Annotated in this window: 25 protein-coding genes and 2 pseudogenes; 11 read left to right on the forward strand and 16 right to left on the reverse strand. The window is 66.5% G+C overall.

The window, feature by feature from the left end:
• Positions 1-200 precede the first annotated feature (200 nt).
• From ON19_RS33635 to ON19_RS33650, 4 genes are all read right to left on the reverse strand, one after another.
• The gene (locus tag ON19_RS33635) at positions 201-884 is read right to left on the reverse strand and encodes a TetR/AcrR family transcriptional regulator (RefSeq protein ID WP_157229967.1); all 684 of its coding nucleotides are present in this window, start codon (positions 882-884) and stop codon (positions 201-203) included.
• A gap of 248 nt (positions 885-1,132) precedes the next feature.
• The gene (locus ON19_RS33640) at positions 1,133-1,336 is read right to left on the reverse strand and encodes a cold-shock protein (protein WP_040871014.1); all 204 of its coding nucleotides are present in this window, start codon (positions 1,334-1,336) and stop codon (positions 1,133-1,135) included.
• 521 nt (positions 1,337-1,857) lie between these two features.
• On the reverse strand, positions 1,858-3,081 hold the full coding sequence (locus ON19_RS33645) for a globin domain-containing protein (RefSeq protein ID WP_043702241.1): 1,224 nt from the start codon (positions 3,079-3,081) through the stop codon (positions 1,858-1,860).
• A 1-nt stretch (position 3,082) separates the two neighbouring features.
• Positions 3,083-3,556 carry an RrF2 family transcriptional regulator gene (locus ON19_RS33650; RefSeq protein WP_043702244.1) on the reverse strand — a complete coding sequence of 158 codons (474 nt, stop codon included), beginning with the start codon at positions 3,554-3,556 and terminating at the stop codon, positions 3,083-3,085.
• Positions 3,557-3,992: 436 nt separating this feature from the next.
• Between ON19_RS33650 and ON19_RS44585 the strand changes: the two genes are divergently transcribed.
• The 3 genes from ON19_RS44585 (at position 3,993) to ON19_RS33665 (ending at position 5,460) form a co-directional block, all read left to right on the forward strand.
• A complete protein-coding gene (locus ON19_RS44585) occupies positions 3,993-4,277 on the forward strand; it encodes a universal stress protein (protein ID WP_368854290.1) in 285 nt (94 codons plus the stop codon).
• On the forward strand, positions 4,274-4,567 hold the full coding sequence (locus ON19_RS33660; protein ID WP_051169575.1) for a hypothetical protein: 294 nt from the start codon (positions 4,274-4,276) through the stop codon (positions 4,565-4,567). The genes ON19_RS44585 and ON19_RS33660 overlap by 4 nt, the downstream gene beginning before the upstream one ends.
• A gap of 212 nt (positions 4,568-4,779) precedes the next feature.
• The gene (locus ON19_RS33665) at positions 4,780-5,460 is read left to right on the forward strand and encodes a hypothetical protein (protein WP_043702362.1); all 681 of its coding nucleotides are present in this window, start codon (positions 4,780-4,782) and stop codon (positions 5,458-5,460) included.
• Positions 5,461-5,482: 22 nt separating this feature from the next.
• On the opposite strand, the gene ON19_RS44215 is transcribed toward ON19_RS33665, so the two are convergent.
• Positions 5,483-5,737 carry an STAS domain-containing protein gene (locus tag ON19_RS44215; protein WP_306307072.1) on the reverse strand — a complete coding sequence of 85 codons (255 nt, stop codon included), beginning with the start codon at positions 5,735-5,737 and terminating at the stop codon, positions 5,483-5,485.
• On the opposite strand from ON19_RS44215, the pseudogene ON19_RS33670 reads away from it, so the two are divergent.
• A pseudogene (locus ON19_RS33670) lies at positions 5,719-7,233 on the forward strand (GAF domain-containing sensor histidine kinase); the annotation flags it as partial. The gene ON19_RS44215 and the pseudogene ON19_RS33670 overlap by 19 nt on opposite strands.
• Positions 7,234-7,335: 102 nt before the next feature.
• On the opposite strand, the gene ON19_RS33675 reads toward ON19_RS33670, so the two are convergent.
• The 4 genes and pseudogenes from ON19_RS33675 to ON19_RS33690 all read right to left on the reverse strand — a co-directional run bounded on the left by ON19_RS33675 (position 7,336) and on the right by ON19_RS33690 (position 12,107).
• Positions 7,336-7,824 (reverse strand): pyridoxamine 5'-phosphate oxidase family protein, encoded by a 489-nt coding sequence (locus tag ON19_RS33675; RefSeq protein ID WP_051169576.1) that lies wholly within the window; start codon positions 7,822-7,824, stop codon positions 7,336-7,338.
• Positions 7,825-7,941: 117 nt separating this feature from the next.
• Positions 7,942-8,895 (reverse strand): universal stress protein, encoded by a 954-nt coding sequence (locus ON19_RS33680; RefSeq protein WP_051169577.1) that lies wholly within the window; start codon positions 8,893-8,895, stop codon positions 7,942-7,944.
• Positions 8,896-9,323: 428 nt separating this feature from the next.
• On the reverse strand, positions 9,324-10,226 hold the full coding sequence (locus ON19_RS33685; protein WP_051169578.1) for a universal stress protein: 903 nt from the start codon (positions 10,224-10,226) through the stop codon (positions 9,324-9,326).
• 173 nt (positions 10,227-10,399) lie between these two features.
• Positions 10,400-12,107, reverse strand: a pseudogene (locus ON19_RS33690) (SulP family inorganic anion transporter).
• Positions 12,108-12,601: 494 nt separating this feature from the next.
• Here ON19_RS33690 and ON19_RS33695 point away from each other — a divergent pair.
• Positions 12,602-13,516, forward strand: coding sequence for a universal stress protein (locus ON19_RS33695; RefSeq protein ID WP_043702250.1), 915 nt, complete (start codon positions 12,602-12,604; stop codon positions 13,514-13,516).
• Complete coding sequence (locus ON19_RS33700) at positions 13,479-14,387, forward strand: universal stress protein (protein WP_438803654.1); 909 nt, start codon at positions 13,479-13,481, stop codon at positions 14,385-14,387. The genes ON19_RS33695 and ON19_RS33700 overlap by 38 nt, the downstream gene beginning before the upstream one ends.
• Before the next feature lie 111 nt (positions 14,388-14,498).
• Here the strand turns inward: ON19_RS33700 and ON19_RS33705 are convergent, their stop codons facing one another.
• Positions 14,499-15,011 (reverse strand): nitroreductase/quinone reductase family protein, encoded by a 513-nt coding sequence (locus ON19_RS33705; RefSeq protein WP_218006526.1) that lies wholly within the window; start codon positions 15,009-15,011, stop codon positions 14,499-14,501.
• 83 nt (positions 15,012-15,094) lie between these two features.
• On the opposite strand from ON19_RS33705, the gene ON19_RS33710 reads away from it, so the two are divergent.
• Both ON19_RS33710 and ON19_RS33715 read left to right on the forward strand, forming a co-directional pair.
• Positions 15,095-15,859, forward strand: a complete 765-nt coding sequence (locus ON19_RS33710; protein ID WP_174377759.1) for an SRPBCC family protein — start codon at positions 15,095-15,097, stop codon at positions 15,857-15,859.
• Positions 15,856-16,863 carry an Acg family FMN-binding oxidoreductase gene (locus ON19_RS33715; RefSeq protein ID WP_051169579.1) on the forward strand — a complete coding sequence of 336 codons (1,008 nt, stop codon included), beginning with the start codon at positions 15,856-15,858 and terminating at the stop codon, positions 16,861-16,863. The genes ON19_RS33710 and ON19_RS33715 overlap by 4 nt, the downstream gene beginning before the upstream one ends.
• Before the next feature lie 34 nt (positions 16,864-16,897).
• Here ON19_RS33715 and ON19_RS33720 read toward each other — a convergent pair whose 3' ends face one another.
• On the reverse strand, positions 16,898-17,308 hold the full coding sequence (locus tag ON19_RS33720; protein WP_043702255.1) for a DUF302 domain-containing protein: 411 nt from the start codon (positions 17,306-17,308) through the stop codon (positions 16,898-16,900).
• 33 nt (positions 17,309-17,341) lie between these two features.
• Positions 17,342-17,611, reverse strand: a complete 270-nt coding sequence (locus ON19_RS33725; RefSeq protein ID WP_043702260.1) for a metal-sensitive transcriptional regulator — start codon at positions 17,609-17,611, stop codon at positions 17,342-17,344.
• A 149-nt stretch (positions 17,612-17,760) separates the two neighbouring features.
• Between ON19_RS33725 and ON19_RS33730 the strand changes: the two genes are divergently transcribed.
• Together ON19_RS33730 and ON19_RS45260 are read left to right on the forward strand one after the other, a co-directional pair.
• Positions 17,761-18,372, forward strand: coding sequence for a mycothiol-dependent nitroreductase Rv2466c family protein (locus tag ON19_RS33730; protein WP_043702269.1), 612 nt, complete (start codon positions 17,761-17,763; stop codon positions 18,370-18,372).
• The gene (locus ON19_RS45260) at positions 18,372-18,548 is read left to right on the forward strand and encodes a DUF8730 family Cys-rich protein (protein WP_498043929.1); all 177 of its coding nucleotides are present in this window, start codon (positions 18,372-18,374) and stop codon (positions 18,546-18,548) included. The genes ON19_RS33730 and ON19_RS45260 overlap by 1 nt, the downstream gene beginning before the upstream one ends.
• A 28-nt stretch (positions 18,549-18,576) precedes the next feature.
• Here ON19_RS45260 and ON19_RS33735 read toward each other — a convergent pair whose 3' ends face one another.
• Positions 18,577-20,196, reverse strand: a complete 1,620-nt coding sequence (locus tag ON19_RS33735; protein WP_043702279.1) for an ABC transporter permease — start codon at positions 20,194-20,196, stop codon at positions 18,577-18,579.
• Entirely contained in the window at positions 20,193-21,107 is a 915-nt protein-coding gene (locus ON19_RS33740) for an ABC transporter ATP-binding protein (protein ID WP_043702281.1), read from the reverse strand. The genes ON19_RS33735 and ON19_RS33740 overlap by 4 nt, the downstream gene beginning before the upstream one ends.
• Positions 21,108-21,505: 398 nt before the next feature.
• Between ON19_RS33740 and ON19_RS33745 the strand changes: the two genes are divergently transcribed.
• Entirely contained in the window at positions 21,506-22,159 is a 654-nt protein-coding gene (locus ON19_RS33745) for a response regulator (RefSeq protein WP_043702287.1), read from the forward strand.
• A gap of 77 nt (positions 22,160-22,236) precedes the next feature.
• Here ON19_RS33745 and ON19_RS44220 read toward each other — a convergent pair whose 3' ends face one another.
• Together ON19_RS44220 and ON19_RS44225 are read right to left on the reverse strand one after the other, a co-directional pair.
• Positions 22,237-22,593, reverse strand: a complete 357-nt coding sequence (locus ON19_RS44220) for a hypothetical protein (protein ID WP_227954783.1) — start codon at positions 22,591-22,593, stop codon at positions 22,237-22,239.
• Positions 22,590-22,982 carry a serine hydrolase domain-containing protein gene (locus ON19_RS44225; RefSeq protein ID WP_043702290.1) on the reverse strand — a complete coding sequence of 131 codons (393 nt, stop codon included), beginning with the start codon at positions 22,980-22,982 and terminating at the stop codon, positions 22,590-22,592. The genes ON19_RS44220 and ON19_RS44225 overlap by 4 nt, the downstream gene beginning before the upstream one ends.
• Positions 22,983-23,305: the final 323 nt, after the last annotated feature.

The following is a 23,305-nucleotide window of genomic DNA, read 5'->3' on the forward strand; positions in this document are numbered from 1 at the left end:
GTCCTCGTCCCTGACGCTCAATAGGGCAGTCGGACTGCGCGAATCGGCGGTGGCGGCGACCCGGGCGCCGCGCTCAGCGGGTGAAGGGACAGGAGCAGGGTACGGGACAGCGTCATGTGGCGTTGCCGACCAGCTCGGACACCTGTAGCTCGGCAGCGTTGGCCCGGTGGCGAGGCTGCGGGCGGGGAGGTGCGTGGCGGTCAGGCGTTCCCCGGGATGTCCGCGCCCAGGGCGCCCGTGAGATAGTGCTGCACCGTCGGCGCGACCAGGCGGATGATCTGCTCCGAGGGGATGTCGGCGATGCGGTCGATCGCCCAGACATAACGTGTCATCGCAAGGCCCACGATCTGCGTAGAGACCAGATTTGCGCGAATTTCGGCCTCGTCATGGGGAAGGCTCGCCGACACGATCTGCAGGACGAGCGCGGAGAAGACGGAGCGGAGGCGCTCCATGGCGAAGGGCTCGTGACTTGCCGCGAGGATGATCGAGCGCAGAACCTCCGCGGTGGCCGGGTCGTCCCACATGCGCAGCGCCGCGTCCACGAAGGCTCGCCCGCGCTGCTCCAGCGGCACCAGGGCGGCCTCGGCAATGCGCTCGCCGAAGGCAGCCGGCGGCTCCAGTGCAGCCTTCAGCAGTCCCGACTTGTTCGAGAAGTAGTAGTTCACCAGCGTGGGATCCACATCGGCGGCCTGAGCCACCGACCGCAATGAGGTGCCGTTGTAGCCCCGCTCGGCGAAGGACTTGCGGGCCGCCGCCAGGATGCGGTCCGCCTGCGCGCCGCGTTCCCCACGCGGACCCCTTCCTGCTCGTGCCGCCATTTCCCGCTGTCCCCTTTTGCCTATTCGATGAGCTCGCGTGATTGCCTGCTGATGCTGATTCAGCACCTGGTCACAACATATTTCAGTATGTCGTGAAATTGCAACCAGCGTTCCGCTCCGGTCGATGCGCCGATGGACACGGCGCACCCTCCAGGTTGAGTGCGAGCAGCGGACAGACAGCTGGGTCGACCACCCTCGCCCTACCGGGGACAACTCGGCACGCCGGTCAGGGCGCAGCTGGATACAGGGGCGCCAGCCTGGCCCGGAAAAGCGAGAAACCCGCGCCGTAGCGCGGGTTTCCGGTTTGTCAGCTCCTAGATGGCGCGCACGCTCTGGGCCTGCGGACCCTTCTGGCCCTGGCCGATCTCGAACTCGACACGCTGCCCCTCGTCGAGGGACTTGAACCCGGAGCCGGAAATCTCGGAGTAGTGAACGAAAACGTCAGGACCGCCACCGTCTTGCGCGATGAACCCGAAGCCCTTTTCGCCGTTGAACCACTTCACACTGCCTTGCGTCATGTACTTTTTGTTGCTTTCTGTAGTAAGCCGAGCGATCACTTCAACAGCCCGTGCTCACCAGCAAGCATGCCACACCCCCGCCTCCTCATCACAAGGAGGTGAGGCGGCACACGCCGGCGCCGCCACCGAAGGTTGAGGTTGCCCCGCAACGCTGTCGGCCGCTGCCGTCCTCATGCGCGTCACGAGCGAGGAGGAAGCCCGTGATGGTCCATACCGTAGATCCCGCGCCGCAGGTTGCCTGAAACTCCAGATAACACATGTCTTTCCGCGTGTCGGCTGTAACAGATTGCCCGGCATCACCGAATACCTGATGGGTGCAGCCGTTTTGGTCACAACTGGCCAGTGCCCGACTCGGAGACGAGCGCTGCCGCCGAACCAAGTACACAAATCCCCCTGCACGGCGGCAGCGCCCCGGTCCTCACACCGAATAGTTCGCCGCCGCGATCCCGGCTGACGACAACGGTTTCGGCGCTACGCCAGGAGTTGCGGGCAGGACCGGACTCGTTCATGCACGCCGCGGCCTATGCCGGGGCGGCGGCCCAGCTGTCCGGGCCGAAGACCTCGTAGTGGATATTCTCGGCCGCTACGCCGTTGCCCAAGAGTGCCTCGCGCATGCCGAGCATGAAAGGCAGTGGCCCGCAGAGGTATGCCCGGGTACCGGCCGCGATAGTGATTTCGCCGAGGTCGGCGCGGCCTTCCCACAACCTGTGTTCGGGGCGGCGGGCGCCGAGATCCTCATACCAGCGATACATCACCGCGTACGGCAGGCGTTCGACGAGTTCGGCCAGTTCCGCGCGATGGGCATGGCTGCTGGGCGAGCGATCGGCATGCAGCACCGAGATCGGGCGGCTGTCGGCCGTGCCGGCGAGGTGACTGAGCATTCCCATCATCGGCGTGCATCCGATACCCGCGGAGATCAGCAGCAGCGGCGCGTCGTCGTCCTGGAGGACCAGATCACCGAACGGCGTGGTCACCTCCAGCATGTCACCTTCGAATACGTTGCGATACAGGAAATTCGACACCTCCCCCGCTGGTGCGATCGAGCCATCCGGCAGGGTGTGAGCGTCGACCCGTTTGACAGTGATGCGCCAGTCCTCGCTCGACGGCGCCGACGACAGACTGTACTGGCGAATTTGGCGCGCACCGTCCTCGAGACGCGCAGCCACCGAGAGGTATTGGCCCGGAGAGAAGGGCGGCAGTGGTGTGCCGTCTACCGAGGTGAGCACGAAGGAGACCGTGTCGGCGGACTCGTGGCGCCGTTCGCGCACGCGCACCTGCCGCCAGACGTCACCCACCGCGACACCCGCGGACCGGTAGAGGCCGGCCTCCATGGAGATCAGCGTCTCGGCCATCAGCCAGTACAACTCGTCCCACGCAGCGGCGACCTCGGCGGTGACGGCGTCACCGAGCACCTCGGCGATGGCTTCGAACAAGTACTTGTGCACGATCTGGTACTGGGCGGGCTCGATGCCCAGGGAGGCATGCTTGTTCGCGATCCGCGACAGAATGAGGTCGACACGGGCCTGATCGGGTTCGAGTTGCAGCGCCGCGAAGGCGGCGATAGCACCGGCGAGGGCTTTCTGCTGTCCGCCCTGCTTCTGGTTGCCACGATTGAACAGATCGCGTTCGAGTTCGGGGTGGGCGGCGAACATCTTGCGGTAGAACAGCGTCGTGATGTCGTCGATGGCGGCGCCTACCGCGGGCAGGGTGGCCCGGATCGTTTCTTTCGTGGTGGCCGAGAGCATGTCATTCTCCGATCGTTGCAGAAATCTGAGGGTCGGTGCCGCCTACCCGGGGCAGGGCGAGAAGGACGGAGCGGGCGGGACTTCGAGTGAGGTCGTCGATGGTGACGGTGTCGAGGGACTCGAAGAATGCTTCCTGGGCGCGGCGTAGCGCCGAGCGCAACAGACACCCTGACCGCAGCGGGCACGGATTGGCGCCGTCGCATTCGACTACTTCCGCCTCGCCCTCGAGTCGGCGTGCCAGCCATCCGACCGAGGCGGTACGCCCGAGTTCGGTGATGACCAGACCGCCGCCGCGTCCGCGGCGCGCGTCCACGATGCCCAGTTCGCCGAGCCGGGTGATCACTTTCGCCGCGTGCGCGTAGGACACCGACAACTCCTCGGCGATCTCCCGGCTTCCTGGACGTTCACCGCTGCCTACCACCGCCAGTCGCATGACGACCCGTAGCCCGAGGTCGGTGAAGCGGGTGAGCTGCATGTCCAGAAGATACGATAATTCGCATTCGCGATACCAATTATGTGAGCGGGATAACCTGGTCGGGACACCATGCCCAGGTCGCGCACATGAGGCTCACCGCAATTGCCGCGCCGGGCATTCGGCCGGCGCATCTCGCGGCCGTAGCGCAACACCCGCGGCGGAGCTGCGGGTCGTTGCGCCTCTCGGTCGAGGCCCATTGGCCCTGGGTCGCGCCTCGGCTGGACCAGATACTGAATGCCGAGCCGTGAGCCGCGCGGAACAACAGCAAGCCGCGCCCACCCGCGAATTGACCGAAAGGCCGCTGAGATGACCGTCCAACACCGTCTCGATCTTCACGGCTCGGCTTCGGCGGCGGTGATAGTGGGGACCGACGGCTCAACGGCCAGCGCCCGAGCCGTGGCCTGGGCATGAACAGGTCTTTCGCAGCGGCCCGGTGGTGGTCGGCGTGGACGCGAGCCCCGTCGGGGAGTCCGCGATCGAAGCAGCGTTTCACGAAGCGTGTGAGCGTGATGCCGAACTCGTAGCGGTCCACGCCTGGAGCGATCTGTCCGAGGGACGATTCGCCGGTACGAGCTATCTCGACATTCCGATCGCCGAGCTGGAAACCGCCGAACACGCCCTCGTGTTCTCGTGGGGGCACTCCGGCAGGCACGGTGACCACCGGGCCGCGACATCCACCCAGCGGCGGCCCACTTCGACAACACAAGAGGAATCACCATGAGAGACAAGACATCCGCCCAGCCCTACCATGCCAAGCCCGGCGAAAGCCTCGCGGACCCATACAACATCCCCGGTATAGTGCTGTTCCTCGCCGGGGTGGTGATCCCGGCCTCCACAATCACCGCGGCTGGCAACGGGTTCACCGGCTGGGTCGTCCTCGGTGGCACTGCCACCACACTGTGCTTCCTCGCCAGCGTCACGCTGTTGCGTCTCGAGCACGAACGCCTACGCCGGCTTGCCCAACGCCCCTCCCCGGTCCGGACCGAAAGGCAGCCGCAGAGCCCCGCCTGAGCAGCCGGTCGACGTATGTCGAGGGCCCTATGACTACGCCGAGTTCGGACCGGGGTCAGCATCCGCACGGCGTTGCAGGCGGGTGCACCTGTTGCCATTCCACCCGCCATTGCGGGCCGATTGACCCTCCTATGGGACTGAGATGTCGTTGGACACCGATAACAGCCTTCGACGTACACGCCCGCAGGGACCGTGACGGAAGGATGCACGATATGCGATGGACCGTTCCCGTGGTGGTGACAGCTGCCGCGGCGCTCGTCCTGCGGCACCGGATGTTGCGCTGGGGTGCCACCCGGGCAGAGGCGGCGGCCGAGTATCCCGGCGACATGCTGATACCTGACCCCACGGCCTGTTCGACCATGGCCACAACGCTCGAGGCACCTCCGCAGGCTGTCTGGTGCTGGCTGGTACAGATGGGCGCTGACCGCGCCGGCTGGTACAGCTGGGATCGTCTCGACAATGGCGGTCGGCCGAGCTCGGTGCGGATCGTGCCGGAATGGCAGAAATTGCGGGAAGGGGACCGAGTCGATGCGACGGTCGGCGGCCGCACCTATTTTACTGTGGCGATCGCCGATCCCCCGACGACGTTGGTGTTGCGCAGCGATCTCGCGTTGCCAAGCGGACGCCCCTTCGACCCGCGCGGACCACTTCCCCGCATGTTCACTCGAGGTGTGTGGGGCTTCCACCTCACCGAACTACCCGGTAGACGCACTCGTCTGGTAGTACGAACCATCGGGCGCGATGCGCCCTGTCCGGTGATGGCGGTGGCAGACTTTCTGTTCGGCCAGCCCGCTCATCTGATCATGCAAGCGCGGCAGTTCGCCAACCTGCGCCGCCGCATCCGGGCCGACGAGGACACTGCGTACTTCGCAGATACAACAGCGCCATCATGACCAATCGGTATGGTCCGGTCGCTCATTGCCGAGCGTCTCCCACCGGCCTCGGCAGGCAATTCCGGGCGTGAGCGATGGCGTCGGGAGTGTGCTCGAAGATGTGGCGTGCTCCGCCGGAGGGCAGCGCTCCGATGGCGGTGAGGCGACGGCGATGGTCGTCGCGCAGGCCGGACATGAGAACCGTGATGTGGTGGTGTTCGAGTTTGGCGATGGCGTCTTTGAGCACGATCGCGCCGGTGGTGTCGAGCGCGGTGACGCGACGCCGAATACGGCGCACTCGGCGTCCGAGAAACCGACGAAACCAGCACTCAACTCGCCGAGTTCGTCTACGAAGGCATCGATGACCGCACTCGCGTCATGATCGGCGACCTCCCACGCGGGCACGGTGTGCTCGGACTTCTCATCGAAGAACCCAAACCGCTACGACTGACCAGAATCGCCGACCATCCCGCCTCGGTCGGTTTTCCGGCACATCACCCGCCCATGCACACCTTCCTCGGGGTCCCGGTCAAAGTGCGCGAGGAAGTATTCGGCAACCTCTACCTGACCGAAAAGGCGGGCGGACAGGAGTTCACCGAAGACGACGAGGTCGTGGTCCAAGCATTGGCCGCCGCAGCAGGTATCGCCATCGAAAACGCCCGGCTCTATGAACAATCCAGAATCCGGCAACTATGGCTCGAAGCCATACGGGACGTAGCCACCGAACTACTGGCCGGCGGCGAGCCAGAGGAAGTCCTGCAATTCGTCGCCGAACGCGCACTGAAACTGACCGACTCGGCGATCACCTTCCTCGCTCTGCCCGAGGATCCCGACATTCCGCACAACGAAGTTACCGAACTTCTTGTTGTCGCCGCCGCCGGGCCGGATTCGGAAGCGATGCGCTATCGACCCGTACCGGTCGACGGATCATATGTGGGCAGAGCGTTCCGGGAAGGACGACCGGTCTCAGTGGACGAGCGGCTCGCTGACACATTCGCCGCCGCCGCTCCGGAGACGGGCCCAGCTTTGATCCTCCCGCTGCGTGCGCGGGGCTCGGTCATCGGTGTACTCGCCTCGCTGCGGCCAGCGGCAGCGCCGCCGCTCGATACCGCCACGCAGGCCATGATGGCGGCCTTCGCCGATCAGGCGGCCCTTGCCCTGCAGTTGGCCGACACCCAGCGTCGGATGCGTGAGCTCGATATCCTCTCCGACCGTGACCGCATCGCCCGCGGCCTGCACGACCACGTGATTCAGCGGCTGTTCGCGGTGGGTCTGGCCCTGCAGGGTACGGCGCAGCGGGCACGTGTGCCGGAAATCAAATCTCGGCTGACGGACACCATCGACGACGTGCAAAGCATCGTTCAGGACATTCGCCATTCGATTTTCGACCTGCAGAGCAACACGACGGCGGATTCGTCGAAGTACCGGAAACATCTGCATGGCATCGTGGTCGATATGACCGCCGAAACCGGGTTGCGGACCACCGTCCGGCTCGCCGGACCGGTCACCGTTCTGGCACCACCACTGTCCGACGACGTCGAAGCAGTTCTGCGAGAGGCGCTGAGCAATGTGGTGCGGCATGCGGCCGCGAGTACTGTGGCGGTCGAATTGCACGTCAAGGATGACGTCACCATCGAGGTGACCGATGACGGCGCGGGCATCCCGGACGACATCTCCCGCCGCAGCGGCCTGGCGAACTTGGCCACGCGGGCGGAGAACGCCTGCGGCAGCTTCAGCATCACCAACCGGCCCGAAGGCGGCGCCGTGCTGCGCTGGGCAGTCCCGCTGCCGTGACCGGTACCGGCCCCGCGCCGAACAGCAAGGCGGCGACGAGCTTCGGCGGAGGGACCAACTCTTCGTCCATGGCAGGCACTGGCCTATCATTCGGCCACGGGGTCAGGTCCTCATCGAGGTGGAGAGACGCTCGTGCACTTCTGTTGGGGGAGCGATCAGTTCAACTCCGGTGACCAGTGTGGGTTCGATCGTGATCACGCGGTCCATGGCGTGATCCACCCAGGGCCGAAGGCGCCGGGTGTATTCGGCGATCAACTCGGGGTCGGTGACGGGCCGCGCGAGGCCGGTGACCACCACCGACCAGCCCAAGCGGTCTATGGGATCGATGTCGTCCACCTCATAGGCGACCACCACTGATCGGTCTGCGCGCACGGAACCAGCCAATCCCGAGCCGAGCGCGGTGCGCACGACTATCGAGCTGCCATCGATCACCAGGTGGTTCACCGGACGAATCGCAGGCAACGCATCGCGGGTGAAAACGATCCGCCCGAAGGGCGCACTCGCCACCAGTCGCATCGCCTCGGCCCGATCGATTTCGACGCTGATCCGAGGCGGCCGATCATCGCTCTCCGGCACGCGGTCTGACCACATCTCTCCCACTCTCGATTTGGATTTGCCTTCCATGGCACCAGCGGAATCCGTGCTCGCACAGGGGCGAATGTCCTCACCGCCGCAGACCAAAGCCCCGCCGTCGGTGCGGAACGAAGCTCAGTGACGGCTGCCGGCCCGCTTCCCGCGCAGGTCATCAAGCGGATGAACGACCATCACCGGGCACGACGCGTGCCGCACCAAGGTGTTGGCCGTTGAGCCGAGCAGCATGCCTGCGAATCCACCGCGCCCGCGGCTGCCCACGACCAGCAACTGCGCGACCTTCGACCAGCTCAGCAGATGCGGAGCCGGCGCGGAGACCTCTACCTTCTCGGCGACCCGGACTTCCGGGAATTTCTCCCGCCAGCCCGCCAGGCGCTCGGCGAGAATCACCCGCTCGACGTTGTCGAGGTCGATCTCACCCAAGCTGGTGTGACCGGCGAACCGGCCGGAGTTCCAATCGCTCCAGACATGCACGGCGACGAGTTCGGCTCCGCGTTCGGCCGCTTCGGTGAACGCCGCCGCGATCGCCGCCTCACCGACCGGGCTACCGTCCACGCCGAGGACGACCGGGCCCGAAGCGTGCGTCGTGGCATCGGCGTCGGAGTCGGCGCGAACGACAACGACCGTACCGTGCGCGTGAGCGGTCACGGCCAATAGCGTGGAACCCAGATGGGTGAACGTTCCAGCGTTGCCGGTCGCGCCGATCACGACCGCATACGCCTCGGCGCTGTGCTCGATCAGCAGTTGCCTACCGGTGTCGGTGGTCGCACGAGCCGAGACACGCAGCTCCGGCGCGATCGAGCGGGCCAGGCGTTCGGCCCGGGCGACCACTTCCCTGCCCTGTTCGCGCACAGCGTCGATGACCGATGGAACGATCACCTCGTAGTCACCCAGGATCCAGCTGTTCCCCACCAGATCCATGCCGTGAAGGATCTCGAGTTCCCGTCCGCGTTCAGCCGCGAACTGGGCCGCCCACCGCACGGCGGTCCACGACCCGTCCGAACCGTCCACCCCGACGACGACCTTCGCCGTAGCGATGTGATGCGGGTCGTCGAATCGCTGGTCTGTCATGAGAACCTCCGAACTCGTGGATCGTATGGCGACTCTGCCGAGCACCGCCTCCCAACGGTATGAGCGGCATCTCAGGCAGGCCAGGTTCCAATGTCCCGCGAGTGCACCGGCCGTTCGTCCCGATCGTGGCGGCGTTTCGACTCTCTGCGGCGAGACACCATCCATCCGCCCCTCCGGTGCACCTGCGTGGCGAGGGCCGCGCACTCGGCCGTGTCCCCGGCCGGATCGTCGTCATCGCCGTGGACGGCATGCCTGGATCTGGGTGTCGGCTTGTCTGAGCCGGTTGCCGCCGCTGTTCCACACGCGGTCGAAACCGTCATCACGGAATTGCGCAGGGCCGAGCCGACGAATCGGCTCCGGAAGTAGATCAGGTCAGTGCTTCTCGGGGCACCGGATGTGGCCTGGGTTCGGCGATGGTCGGTCCGCCGTCACCTCGAACGGACGACGATCATCGGCACGTCTATCGAGTGCAGCAGCACCTTGCTGGTCGACCCCAGCACCGCGCTCGCGAATCCGCCTCGACCGTGCGTGCCCACTACCACCAGTTGCGTATTCGCCGACTCTTCCAGCAGGGACCGTGCCGGGCGATCCGCGGTGACGATGCGCAGCACGGCGACGTCCGGGTAGCGTTCGCTCCAGCCCGCGAGATTCTCTGCCAGCACCGCCTCCGCCGATTCGCGGGCGCCGTTCCATCCTCGGACGGGCACGTCCAGACCGCTCGTGTCGCTCCATGCGTGCAGCGCCACCAGGTCCACTTTCCGCCGCGACGCCTCCTCGAACGCGAGCTCGACGGCGGGCACGCTGTTGGCGGTGCCGTCGACGCCGACGAGCACCGGTTGACGGGCTGATACGGCGTCGATCGCGGAGATTCCGTGGATCACCGCGACCGGGCAGTGCGCGTGGTGGGTGGTCGCGGTACTCACCGAACCGAGCAGGCCCCGCTGGAACGCGCCGAGCCCCCTGCTACCGACCACAAGCATCCGCACCTGCGCGGAACGCTCGATGAGTAGCGGGATGACCAGTTCGAAGCTCACCTCGGTGGTGATCGCGGGCTCGTCGCCCGGCGAAGCTGTGCGCGCCACCCGCGCAGCCTCGGTGAGGATGCGTTCGCCGTCCCTGCGCATCCATTCCAGGTCGGCCTCGCCCATCGAGATGCCGGGCCCGAAACCGGTGGGTACAGCCATGGAGGTGATGATGTGCAGCGCGCAATGGTGCAGGGCTGCTTCGGCGGCCGCCCAGGCCACCGCTTGATACGAACTGGGCGACCCGTCCACCGCTGCCAGGATCGACGAGTTCGGTGGTGCGAGGCGCGAAGACCTTTCGGTAGACATGCCAACTTCCTTTCAAGGCTGCGTTCACTACCGCGTATGCGGGTCGGCCGAGTCCACCATCCGTCCAGCGGAATGATCACGCTTTCGGACATCGCCGTTTCACCTTCTTCCGACGGTGGGTGCCGTCAGCTTCGAGGATCGCGCCTCGGACGGCTCATCGGCAGAGACGAAAGTCATTCACCGGACGGGACGTCGGCCCCTGTATCCCGTGCCTCGTAGAACGCTTTCACCGCGGTCGGCAGTGTCGGATACAGGTGCCGTTCGCCGATTCTCGAGGTCAGGCCAGAAGCGTCCAGTGCGTCGCGCAGGTCATGCTTGACCCGAGCCATGGCGAAAACGATTCCCTTGCCAGATAGTTCGGCCCTGAGTTGTTCCACCGCGTCCAATGCGGTCAGGTCGACCTCTACGTTGGCCTCGGCGTTGAGCACGAACCAGCGCACCGGCGTTTCCCCGCGTTCGGCGCTCGAGCCCACTGCCGCCAGCGCTCTGCGACGGAAATCCTCCGCGTTGGCGAAACACAATGGCGCGTCGTATCGGTAGATCACCAGCCCTGGAACGGGTTTAGCGGTGGGATAGTCGTCGATGTCGTGCATTCCCGCCACCCCGGAGACAAAGCCCAAAATCGCGTCGTGGGCGCGGGCGATCCTGCGCAGTAAATCGAAGATCGACAGCGCGATCGCGACGAGCACGCCGTAGAGCACGCCGAGGCCGAGCACCGCGACGAGGGTCGCGAGCGCCAACTCGCTGCGCCGGAATCGTGCGAGACGTCGGAACTCCGCAAGGTTGATCAGCCGCAGCGCCGCGCAGATGACCAGCGCCCCCAGCGCCGCGGCCGGAAAGGCTGCGAGGATGCCGCGTGCCCCGAGCAGTACCGCCAGCACACCCCCGAGGGTGACGAGTGAATACAGCTGGGTGCGAGCGCCCATGGCGTCGGCGATGGTGGTCCTGCTGCCCGAACAGCTCACCGGGAATCCGTGCAGCAGCCCGGCCGTGAGGTTGGTGGCGCCGAGGGCCGCGAGTTCGGTGTTGGCCTCAACCCGGTCGCCGTGGCGGGCCGCGAAAGCCCGGGCAGTCAGAACACAGTCGGAGAATCCGACCACCGCGATGCCGATCGCGGGCAGGATCAGAGCAGCGAGGTCGTTCATGGCGACCGAACTCAGACCCGGCGCGGGAATACCAGCGGGGATCGCGCCGATCAACCGGATACCGAAACGGTCCAACGACAACACCGTGACCACAGCGGTCGCCAACAAGACCGCGATCAGCGGCCCGGGGACGCGAGGAGCCCGCCAGGCCAGCACCAGGAGCACGGTCAGAACCGTTGCCGCCAGCCAGAAGGTGGGCCAGTGCCAGTCACCCCAGGTTGTCGGTGAACGAACGCAATTCCGCGAGAACGGATTTCCCCTCCACTGGCACTCCGGTCACCGCTGAGAGTTGACCCACGATCATGATCCCCGCGGTCCCCGCGAGGTACCCGACCAGGACCGGTTTCGACAACAGATCCGCCAGTACTCCCAATCGAACGGCCGCAGCGGCCAGAGCCAGCACACCGACCAGCATCGCGAGCGCTGCCGCCAGCGCGGCGTACCGAGCGGGGTCACCCATCGCCAGTGGAGCCAGCGCGACGGCGGTCAGCAGCGCAGTGGTCGACTCAGGTCCCACCGACAGCTGCCGCGAAGTCGCCAGCAGGCTGTAGACCGCCAGTGGTCCGATCGCCGCCCACAGGCCGGCCACAGGCGGCAACCCCGCGATGGTCGCATAGGCCATGACCTGCGGAACGAGGTAGGCGGCCACGGTGATACCCGCGAGCAGGTCCGATCGCAACCACGCCCGCTGGTATCCCTTGAACTGCCTCGATGCCGGAAGCAAACGTGCCGGCACCGTTCCAGCATCGTCTACCGACCGCCAGGAAGTCGGCCGGAATCGAACTCTCAGACAAGGGGCACCACCAGCACAGGGCGAAGGTCCCAGCCTTCGGGCTCAGCCGCTCACACACGCGCCGCCGAACTCACCGATGCTCCGATCGCGACCGACATCGGTGTACGGGAATGGCTCGCCGACGCACTGCGACGACACGACCGGCCCGCTCATACCGCGCGAGCTGGACCGCGCTTGTGCATGAGCGGCCAGGATTGCTCACACCGAACTCGACGGCATGATGCACCACGCCTGACGGCGCACCGACGCGAATACGTGCTCGGAGAAGTCTGGAAACGTCGGACAGTGACGGCAGCGAACCCTGCTGCGCCGTCGGGCGTAACCCGGGGCGTGCTGCCGAAGGACCTCAGCATTCGGGACCAACGCCAGGCGTGTGCAAGCTCACCGATCCCTACTCTTCGAATACACAAGCATCGCCCTCCGAAGGGACGCCACGTATGTCCGCCAGTCTCTCCGACAACCCGCACCACCTGGCATCCGCTGCGGTGGTCGTCGGTATCGACGGTTCCGAACATTCTGATCTGGCCGTGCAGTGGGCCGCCGAGACAGCCGCCCGCCGCGGACGCAGGCTGCTGATCGTGCACGGCCTCGACCTCGCGACCACCCAGGCCGTGTTCGGCATGTACGACCTGATCGTGCCCGCCGTCGCCCAGAGACTCCGCGAAGAAGGGACCGCACGATTGGCCTGTGCCGAGCGGCTGGCCCGCCGCGTCGATCCCGAACTGCGTGTCGACACCGAACTATCGCCTGCCCACCCGGCCACCCTGCTGATCGAGCGATCCGAATCCGCGCACCTCGTGGCACTCGGCGCCGGAGAAGGCGGCGAACTCGCCCACGTCGGCTCCACGCTGCTCGCGGTGACCGCCCACGGACACGGTGAGATCGTGGTCGTCCGCGACACCGGCAGTGAGCAACGCATCCGCACCGACGGACCCGTCGTGGTCGGCGTGGACGGCAGCCCCGCCGCCGAAGCCGCAGTCGGCGCCGCCTTCGCCGAGGCCGACCTTCGTGGCTCTTCGCTCGTCGCGGTCCACGGGGCCGACGACTTCACCTTCCGTTCCGGGGCCGGCGCCATGGGACTGTTTCCGGCCCGGGAACTCGAGACCGCCGCACAACTCATGCTCGCCGAGCAACTCGCAGGTTGGCAGGAGAAGTTTCCTGAAGTCCAGGTGACCCGCGAGGTCTCCATCGTCCGGACACGAAATCTGCTCACCGTATGGTCGAAATCCGCGCAAGTGCTGGTGGTCGGCAGCCGGGGACGCGGCGGATTCCGGAGCCTGGTGCTCGGTTCCATCAGCAACTTCCTTGTCCAACATGCCCATTGCCCGGTCATGGTCGCCCACGAGGCCTAGAAGAGGAAACATGTCTTCGCAGATCAATCCGCCGGTTCTCGTCGGTTCCGACGGCTCCCCTGCCTCGCTGGCCGCTGTTCGCTGGGCGGCCGCCGACGCGGCCCACCGACGCGCACCGCTGAATATCGTCTACACGATCGCCGCGCCGATCGACTACGGCCCCGGCATAGCCTTTCCTCGAATCGACTACGACAGCTACCGCCAAGAGGGGCGGACGGCGCTCGAGATCGCCCGCAAGACCGCCGTGGCGGCGGCCTCTCCGATCGGCGAACTGGACATCACCGCCGATCTCGTCGAAGCGCCGCCGATCCCGGTGCTGCGCGACCGATCCGAATCCGCGAGGCTGCTCGTCGTTGGAACTCACGGGCTAGGCGCCTTCAGCCGCGGCATCCTCGGCTCGGTGAGCACGTCGCTGGCCCGGCATGCCGCATGCCCGGTCGCCGTGATCCCCATCCCGGAGCCTGCGAGCGGCCCTGTCGTGGTGGGTGTCGATGGCTCGTCGTGCAGCGCCCGTGCCATCGAGATCGCCTTCGATGAAGCCGCCCACCGCGGCGCCGAGTTGGTCGCGGTGCACACCTGGTCGGAATTCTTCCGCTACATCTCGCGCGCGGATATGCAGAACGAAGCCGAGGAACTGGTGTCGCAGAGCCTGGCCGGCTACGGCGAGAAGTATCCAGAGGTACGGGTGCGGCGGATCGTGGTCGAAGATCGCTCCGCCAAGCGACTACTCGACGAGGGCGAGAACGCGCAGCTGATCGTCGTCGGCAGTCACGGGCGCGGCGGCTTCGCAGGGATGACCCTCGGTTCGGTCAGCCAAGCGGTGCTACACGGTGCGAAGGCGCCGGTGATCATCGCCAGGTCGGCAAACTGACACCCGCTCACCTGAGAACGCGACTCGATGCAGGACGCGACGATGCGGGACACGACGATTCCGCGGCGCGCCACGTCGTGAGCGGAGCCTTCGCGGGAGCCGAGACATCGGTCAAACCCGCTCGCCTGGCGTGAATCCGTCAACGCGGAAAGTGGGGTACTCGGCCGCGATGCTCTCGAATCGGCTCAATGGCGCGGACCTGTCGATCGGGAAGTGTGGACGCGCCCCCGGCGCGACGTCGAGGTATCGCTCGAGGATCGGACCCACCCTGTCGGGGCTCACCTCCGTGAGTCGCACGTTCCACGACCCGCCATGGCGGATGAGCGCCTCGCCGCCGGCGGCTCGCACGTTCCGAACCCAGTTCGCGTTCGCGCCGAGCATGGAGACCGCGTACCAGACATCGTCGACGTCAGCCAGCACGATCGGAAACTTGATCGGCCGACCGCTCGAACGTCCCACGACCTCGAGTTCGACATCACGCGAGCGCGCGAGCCGCCCTCCCGAGCGATACTGACTCGACCAGTACCTGTTGAGTAGCCTTGCGACGGCATGAGGCCTGTCCCCACGGTAGATCCACCGCTTGATCCAGTGCAGCCCTCGCAGTCGCGGGCGTTGATCGGTCACACGCTCATCATCACACGCGATCACACACCGACTGGAACAGACAGTTGCCAGCTCGATCGTGAGGCTGGAGCCCAAGGGGACCGGTGCCCTCGCTGGTCGCCGCTGCATGCACACGCCCTGAATTCGAGGAGAAGTCGGACGTCATGAACACGATGATGCTTGCCGCAACCGTTCGATCACCAATCGGATGGCTGACCGGAGAACGGTTGCGCACCAAATGGTTGACCTGGGGAGCCTCGGGGGAAGAGATTGCGCGGGTCATGCCCGGTGACGATGCACTGGTCGACGCCGACATCGTCTCGACTCGGGCCGTCACGATCTACGCAGGCGCCGACGCGATCTGGCCGTGGCTGGTTCAACTGGGTCCCGGCCGCGGCGGCGCGTACACCTACGACTGGGTCGAGAACATGCTGGGCCTCGATATGCACAGTGCCGAACATGTCTTGCCTCGGTTCCAAAACCCTCAGGTCGGCGACAGCTTCCCGCTCGGCAAGTCCGGTCCGCGTATGCGCGTCGCGGTGCTCGAACCCGAGCACAACTTGGTCTTCGCTTCCGAAGACGGCCGCTGGGTTTGGGCATTCGGCCTCTATCCGATGGGCGCGGCGACCCGGCTCGTGAGCCGCAATCGCATCGCACTGACGGGCGCGTCCGCGTTCACGCGCGTATTCACCGTGGTCGTGATGGAACCGGGCAGTCTGGTGATGGAGCGGAAGATGCTGCGGGGCATCGAACAGCGCGCGGAGAGGCTCGGCCGGGAGCACCGGCCACCCGAAATGACAAAAGACCCTGCGCCGCGGACGCATGGCCCGTATCCGCAGCTTCGCGCACCGAGAACACTCGAGGTATGACCGCGAACGACGAAGCACCCGCCATTTCGGTACCCGCTCATCGGACGATCCTGGCCGCGTTGCGGCTGGCCACCCGCGCGCCTTCGGTACACAACACCCAGCCGTGGCGCTGGGTGTTCGACGGTACACGCTTGCACCTATACACCGACGCCGACCGGCTGCTGCCTTCGACCGACCCGCACGGGCGCCAACTGGTGATCAGCTGCGGTGCCATGCTGCACCACGCGCGGACCGCTTTCGCCGACCAGGGCTGGCACACCGACACGATGCGGGTACCCGACCGGCAGCGACCCGACCACCTCGCGGTAGTCGAATTCCGGCCGTGGCCGGACCCACCCCAGGGCATTCACACCCGAGCGCTCGCCATCGACCGGCGGCGCACCGACCGGCTGCCGATGACCGAACCGGAGGGCTTCGCCGATATCCTCCCCCGCCTGCGGATGCTCGCCTCCCCCCACGAGTTGGAACTCACCGTCCTGGATGACAACGCACGCCCTCGGCTGGCCACCGCCTCCGAGCAGGCCGGGGCTCTGCGCCGACACGACTTGCTATACCAGACCGAATTGGAATGGTGGGCAGGACATTCGGATACCCCCGAGGGCGTGCCCGCCTCCGCGCTGGTCTCCGACGCCGAAAACGCTCGGGTCGGAGTCGGACGCGCGTTCCCTCCAGCCCCGCATTCGATGCGACGTGCTCGACTCGATGATCAGGCGCGACTGGTGGTGCTCAGCAGCGAAGGGGACTCGGTGACCCAGTGGCTGCGCACCGGCGAGGCATTATCGGCTGTCCTGCTGGAATGCACCGCCGCGGGACTGGCGACCTGCGCGCTGACCCACATCACCGAACTGCCGACTACCCGCGGGGTGCTCAACGGACTCGTCCCTCGCCCGGCCGCCCCACAGGTGCTGATTCGCGTCGGCATCGCGCCCGACGACGCGGACATGATCCCGCCTACTCCTCGGCGGCCGGTGACGGACATTTTCACCGTCACCGGTTCCCGCTGACTCGTACCCGAATGGACTACGCCCGCTGGGTATGTCACACGGAATTCGCGGTGCTCAGGGAGTCGATGGCGGCCTGCAGCTTGGCGGCTGCTCGGGTGGCTACGGGTTGCAGTGCCGGTTCATTCGTCACCTGAACCATGAGTTGCGGGTTCATTGCTTCGACGATGACCTCGGAGTCGGAGCCGGGATGCCGGCGCACGACGACGTTGCAGGGGAGCAGCAGTCCGATCTGGCGGTCGATATCGACTGCTTCGTGGGCCAGAAGTGGATTGCAGGCGCCGAGGATGAGGTAGTCCTCCATGTTCTCGTCGAGTTTGGCTTTCAGGGTGGCTCGGACGTCGATCTCGGTGAGGACGCCGAATCCTTGCTCGCTCAGCGCGGCCCTGGTCCGGTCGACGGCGTCGTCGAAGCTGGTGTGCAGAGTGGTAGACAGTCCCAGATTCATGGTTCGGTCCTTTCGTGAGGGGACGATTGCGCGTCAGGCCAGAGCTAGGAACAGCTTCTCCAGCTCCTCGACGGTCATCGGCTTCTGGCCGTCGGAGCCTCGGCCGGTGAGGCATTCGCGCAGTCCGGTCGCGACGATCTTGAATCCCGCGCGGTCGAGCGCCCGCGAAACCGCGGCGAGTTGGGTCACCACGTCTTTGCAGTCGCGACCCTGCTCGATCATGGCGATGACCCCGGCGAGCTGACCGTGCGCGCGCCGCAGCCGGTTGAGTGTTTCGGTGATAGCTGTTTCGTCGCCGACCATGGTTGCTCCTTCTTTCTTCGGTACTCATGATACCCGTGGGGGTATACCCTCCGCGCCCGTGGGCGCTTCGAATTGTGATACGCCAGGGGGTATATTGGCGACATTAGCAATATACCCCCTGGGGTATCTGACCGCGCAGGAGGATTTCGGTGGCCGATATCGATTTGTATGTGGATCCGGTCTGCCCATTCGCTTGGGTGGCGGCGCAGTGGCTGCTCGACAGTGCCGCCGACGAGCACGCGGTGACCCTGCGGCAGATGAGCCTGGCCGTGCTCAACGGCGATCACGACGTCGATGCCGACCACGCCCCGATGATCGTCCGATCACGTCGGCTCGGCCGAGTGTTCGCCGCCGCCGTCCAGCGATACAGCCAGACCGCGTTCACCCCCCTCTACCTCGAGTTGGGTCAGCGGTGGCATGCGGGCGGCAGCCACGCCGACGCCGCGATGGCTGCCGCGCTGGCCGCGACCGGCTTCGATCACCAGCTGATCGAAGCCCTCGACGACACCCGTTACGACGCCGCGGTCGCCCACACCCATCACGCCAGCCAAACAGCGCTCGGCGGGCGGAGCGGCAGCCCCATCATCAGCGTCGACGGTCACGTCTTCAGCGGTCCGGTCTTGACCGAGCCACCCCAGCCCGGACACGCCGCCGAGCTGCTGGCCGCCGTCATCACCGCGGCCACAACGCCAGGATTCGCCGCGCTGCAACGCCCATACCAGGGCCCGCCCACCATCGCAGGCGCCGAGGAACAGCGCTGATGTGCTCCCCCATCATGTGCCGTGTCTGTGGCAAGACCACCTGGACCGGCTGCGGCGCGCACATCGACGCCGTTCGCGCCGCCATCCCGTCGGACCAGTGGTGCCCTGGACACGACGACGATCACGCTCCGAACCGCGTTTCCGGACGACGTCCCGGTCGCCGGTGGTTCCGCTGACTCCACCGGTCGCAGTCAGCAGTCCTGGTCAATACCCGACGTCGCGGCGGCGGAAGCCTACGAGACCGCTTACCAGCACGGCCAGTGCGGCCAGGGTGATCACCAGCATGGGCGCGGCAGCGACGGTTTGCAGCGGCGCCTTCGGAATGTGCGTGAACGGCGAGGCGTCGTCGAGCCAGTCGGGCAGATCGAAAGCGGCCGCGAAGAGCAGCACCACGGCACAGTAGGCGAAGACCGCCCATGCCACCCCCACCGCCGCTCTCGGCACCCAGCCGAGGCCGAGCGCCGCGACCGCTGTCACCGACCAGACGGCGGGGAGCCATACCAACGCCACACCGATCATCCGCAGTGGCTGGACGGGATCGGAGATCGTCAACCCGTACGTCAGCCCGACACCGAATCCGCCGAGCGCCAGCACCACCGCGCCGCCGGCCAATGCGATCGTAAGGTGGCTCGTGAGCCAGCGGTACCGACTGACCGGCGCGGCCAGAAGCGGCTCGGCTCGCCCCGCGGTCTCCTCGCCACGCGCGCGCAGTACGCTCGCGACGCCGAACGCGGCGGTGAGCAGTGCGACGATCGAAACCGTCAGGGACAAGTACGAATTCACCGCATCGGCGGCGCCGCCGGGAAGGTAGGCGGCGATCTCGGGATTATCGGCGAGGTAGTCCTCGATACTGTCGGCGAACGAACCGTACGCAGCCCCCAACGCGAAAACTCCCACAGCCCACCCGGCCAGCGAACCGCGCTGCAATCGCCAGGCCAGGCCCAGTGGTGAGCTCAGTGCCCGGGAGGCGGTCGCCGGCCCGGTCCCATACGGCAGCAGTCCGGCGCCGAAATCGCGTCGATCCAGCAGAGCGAACGCCACGGCGACCAGTGCGAGTGCCGCGGCGGCGAACAGCAGCACCGTCCACCAGCGGTCGCCCGCGTACGGGTAGCTGCGTTGTCCCCATCCGATGGGTGAAGCCCAGGACGCGGCTCCGTTGCCCACATCGCCGATCGCGCGCGCCACATAGGCGGCCGCCAGCGCAAGGCCGACCGCGCCGTAGACGCTGCGCGGATTCTCGAATATCTGCGCGGCGACGGCAGTGGCGGCGGCGAATGTGACACCCACGCCCCCGGTGACCACTCCCAGCAGCAGTGAACTTTCCGTCGGAAGCCCGGTGCCGACCGCGGCGGCGAAGACCACGAGCACCACGGCGAAATCGGCCAGCCCGGCCAGCGCGAGCGCGGCGACGGCGGGCGCCCGCCGCCCCACCCGCGCCGAGCGGAGCAGTTCCGCCCGCCCTGTCTCCTCATCCGAGCGAGTGTGCCGACCGACCAGGAACATATTCATCAAGGCGACCACCACCGTCAGATAGGCGAAGATCTCGAACACGACCTCCCCGCCGATAGTCGTCAGCAATTGGGTAGGCCCGCCCATCGCGACCGTGGCCGCACTGGCACTCATCGTCTCGCGCAGCTGCGCGAGCTTCTGCGGCGTGTCGTAGAAGCGCTGGCTACCGAGGGACTGGAAGGCGAGCAGAGCCGCGGTCCCGAGCAGCCAGCAAGGCAGCGAGAACCGCTCGCGCCGCAGCGCGAAGCGCAGCAGTGTGCCTGCTCCGGAAAGATTCTCGCGTAGCAGCGGGCGCGAAAACACAGCGGTGCTCACCGGTTCTCCTCCCCAGCGGGCGCGGCGGGGGCGCCATAGTGGCGCAGGAAGATGTCCTCGAGTGTGGGCGGTGTGCTGGTCAGGCTGCGCACGCCGAGGTCGGCGAGTACGCGAGTCACGGCGCCGATGTTGGCCGTGTCGACGTCGAACCTCGCCCGAGTGCCGTTCCGGACGAGGTCGTGCACTCCCGCTACCGCGTCGAGACCCGTCACCGGCCGGATGGTTTCCACGGTGATCGTGGTGCGCGTCAGATGCCGCAAATCCGACAGTGTGCCGCTTTCGACTGTGCGCCCGCGCCGGATGATGCTGACCCGATCGCATAGTGCCTCCACTTCGGCCAAGATGTGGCTGGACAGCAGAACGGTCCGGCCCTCGGTCTTCAATTCGGCGATGCAGCGTTGGAATTCGGCCTCTTTCAGCGGGTCGAGGCCCACAGTCGGTTCGTCGAGCAGCAGCAGTTCCGCGTCCGAGGCCAGCGCCGCGACGAGCGCGACCTTCTGCCGGTTGCCCTTCGAGTAAGCGCGCGCCTTCTGGTGGGGATCGAGATCGAATCGCTCCAGTAGATCGGCGCGGCGGCGCGGGTCGATGCCGCCACGCAGTCGGCCCATCAAGTCGATGATCTCGCCACCGGTGATACCCGGCCAGAGGATGACCTCACCGGGCACGTAGGCCAACCGGGCGTGCAGGGCGACCGCGTCGGACCACGGGTCACCGCCGAGCATGCGCACCGCCCCGGAGTCGGCCCGCAGAAGTCCCAGCAGGATGCGGATCGTCGTCGTCTTACCCGAGCCGTTCGGGCCCAAGAATCCATGTATCTCGCCGGTGCTGACGGTCAGATCCAGACCATCCAGCGCCTTCGCCGGACCGAACGATTTCGTCAGACCGGCAATCGAGAGCGCGGGCTCGCTCATCGAGGTGTCCTTTCCACCCGCCGTGGGTGGGCTGTCTCGCCGACGCTCGAATAGCGGGCACTACCAGCGTGCGGCTCCGCGGAAACCGGCGGAGGAGGACATCGACTCGAAGTCCGAGGCCGAATGTCCCACGTCTTCGGCCGCCGGATAATCGCTGCGCCCGATCCCCGCCCGCTTGCCTCTCACCGGGACTCGTCCGGCAGTCCCAGAACCTGGCCGACGGTCGCGCCACCGTCGAGCACGAATTCCGAGCCCATCGAGCATTGACGATCACCCCGCAGCCCGCAGCCGCGGCGCCGCCAAGTGCGTGCCCAGCCAGGCGCAATCACCTTTCAGCTGGGCGAACGTGCTGGATGCGTAGCCTTGACGCCACAACTTCTCCCTGGATTGGACACCCGATGATCACGGTGTTTCTGGTCGACGACCACGAGATCGTCCGCCGCGGTCTCGCCGACCTGCTCTCCGACGACCCGGAGCTGTCCGTCATCGGCGAAGCAGGCGGCGTCGCGCAAGCCCTCGCCCGCATTCCCGCACTCCGACCGGACGTCGCCGTCCTCGACGTTCGCCTGCCCGACGGCAACGGGATCGAACTGTGCCGCGATCTGCTGTCGAAACTCGACGATCTGCGCTGCCTGATCCTGACGTCGTTCACCGACGAACAGTCGATACTCGACGCTGTCCGGGCCGGGGCCAGTGGCTATGTGGTCAAGGACATCAAAGGCATGGAGCTGGCTCGAGCCATCAAGGAAGTCGGGGCCGGGCGTTCGCTGCTCGACGACAACGCCGCCTCCTCCATGCAACGACTACGCGCCGATACCGACCGTGACGGTCCCCTGGCCGGACTCACCGACCAGGAACGCAGACTCCTCGATCTGCTCGGCGAAGGACTGACCAACCGGCAGATCGCCGAACGCATGTTCCTGGCCGAGAAGACGGTGAAGAACTACGTGTCCCGGTTGCTGGCCAAGCTCGGCTTGGAACGGCGCACTCAGGCAGCCGTCTACGTGTCGAAACTCCGGTCACAGCGGTCCGGCCCAGACGTCGGCTTCTGATCATCGCAGTGGCTCGCGCTCCGGCGCGGGACGTAGGTCCTTCGCCGCAGGCTACTGCGTGCTCTACCGCCGCCCCGTCATCGGGCGCGGCCTTTGTACATGGTCAGCGGATGCAGATCGAAATACATCGACATCATGTCGGTGTGGGAATCGCGGCGGAAAATAATCCGGCCGGTGCCCAGGCCGAAGCGGCTCAGATCGATGCGGAAGACCCGCGGATCGCTTGGATGATCGGGGTGCAGCGGAAGCCCGCGCAGCAGGGCGGGGACCGGGGTCAGAACCCGCAGCATCGGACGACCCCCACTGATCCGCACTTCGACCCCGGCACCGATCATCGATCTGGCGCGAACGTCGGTCAACGATCCCGGCAGCCGGTAGTAGCCGCAGATCTCCGGCCAGATCTGCGGGTGGTGTGGAATGTCCGTGCGAATCACCGGTTCCGCGACACCGAGCAGCCCGTGCACGATTGTGGAGGTCTCGGTGTGTGGGTCAGCAGGTGGCGCACCGTCACGGGACCGAAATTCGGATCGGTGGGGACCAGGTGGTAAGCACGCAGATAGTGGCTCGTCGGCGCGTCCATATCGATCAGGCCGCGTTCCCACAGCTGCATCACCGCAATCGCCGTAAAGGTTTTGGTGATCGAAGCGATCCGGAAGATCGTGTCCTCGGTGACCGGCCGGTTCGCGGCAATATCCGCCAAGCCGTGTGCGACGAACTCCAACCGCCCGTCACGCACCACTGCGACCGCCGCACCGACGACCGGCCAGCGGTTGAACACCAGTTCCACCTGCTTCGCCAACGCTTTCTCTCCGACTCCCAGCACAGCTCCTCCGTTCACCTAACCGCCCCGTCCGGACGGCCCAACAACAGCCTGCGGCCAACTGCAATCCGCTCGACGGAGGACATCGGCTCGAACTGGGGGGCCGAAGGTCAACTCTCCCCCAGCATGCTCAGCCCGAGGCGCCACCGCGGAATGGACTACAACCGGTTTCGTCCTCTTCGCCGCTGGTGATCTCGCCCTCGCCGCGCCTGCCGGAGCGGTCATCGGTCAGGTGATGGAGCCGATCCGCCGACCATCGCCGGGCACCCGAACCAGGAAGCGGCGGTGTAAGAACACGACGAGGACGTTGTCCGGCTGGCGGAGTT

Source organism: Nocardia abscessus NBRC 100374, assembly GCF_000308455.1.
Classification (GTDB): Bacteria; Actinomycetota; Actinomycetes; order Mycobacteriales; family Mycobacteriaceae; genus Nocardia; species Nocardia abscessus.

Bases quoted from the DNA above. Each gene is read 5' to 3' on its own strand.
- ON19_RS33640 (WP_040871014.1), bottom strand. From the start codon at position 1,336: ATGACGCAAGGCAGTGTGAAGTGGTTCAACGGCGAAAAGGGCTTCGGG.
- ON19_RS33645 (WP_043702241.1), bottom strand. From the start codon at position 3,081: ATGCTCTCGGCCACCACGAAAGAAACGATCCGGGCCACCCTGCCCGCG.
- ON19_RS33650 (WP_043702244.1), bottom strand. From the start codon at position 3,556: ATGCAGCTCACCCGCTTCACCGACCTCGGGCTACGGGTCGTCATGCGA.
- ON19_RS33660 (WP_051169575.1), top strand. From the start codon at position 4,274: ATGAGAGACAAGACATCCGCCCAGCCCTACCATGCCAAGCCCGGCGAA.
- ON19_RS33665 (WP_043702362.1), top strand. From the start codon at position 4,780: ATGCGATGGACCGTTCCCGTGGTGGTGACAGCTGCCGCGGCGCTCGTC.
- ON19_RS33675 (WP_051169576.1), bottom strand. From the start codon at position 7,824: ATGTGGTCAGACCGCGTGCCGGAGAGCGATGATCGGCCGCCTCGGATC.
- ON19_RS33680 (WP_051169577.1), bottom strand. From the start codon at position 8,895: ATGACAGACCAGCGATTCGACGACCCGCATCACATCGCTACGGCGAAG.
- ON19_RS33685 (WP_051169578.1), bottom strand. From the start codon at position 10,226: ATGTCTACCGAAAGGTCTTCGCGCCTCGCACCACCGAACTCGTCGATC.
- ON19_RS33695 (WP_043702250.1), top strand. From the start codon at position 12,602: ATGTCCGCCAGTCTCTCCGACAACCCGCACCACCTGGCATCCGCTGCG.
- ON19_RS33700 (WP_438803654.1), top strand. From the start codon at position 13,479: ATGCCCATTGCCCGGTCATGGTCGCCCACGAGGCCTAGAAGAGGAAAC.
- ON19_RS33715 (WP_051169579.1), top strand. From the start codon at position 15,856: ATGACCGCGAACGACGAAGCACCCGCCATTTCGGTACCCGCTCATCGG.
- ON19_RS33720 (WP_043702255.1), bottom strand. From the start codon at position 17,308: ATGAATCTGGGACTGTCTACCACTCTGCACACCAGCTTCGACGACGCC.
- ON19_RS33725 (WP_043702260.1), bottom strand. From the start codon at position 17,611: ATGGTCGGCGACGAAACAGCTATCACCGAAACACTCAACCGGCTGCGG.
- ON19_RS45260 (WP_498043929.1), top strand. From the start codon at position 18,372: ATGTGCTCCCCCATCATGTGCCGTGTCTGTGGCAAGACCACCTGGACC.
- ON19_RS33740 (WP_043702281.1), bottom strand. From the start codon at position 21,107: ATGAGCGAGCCCGCGCTCTCGATTGCCGGTCTGACGAAATCGTTCGGT.
- ON19_RS33745 (WP_043702287.1), top strand. From the start codon at position 21,506: ATGATCACGGTGTTTCTGGTCGACGACCACGAGATCGTCCGCCGCGGT.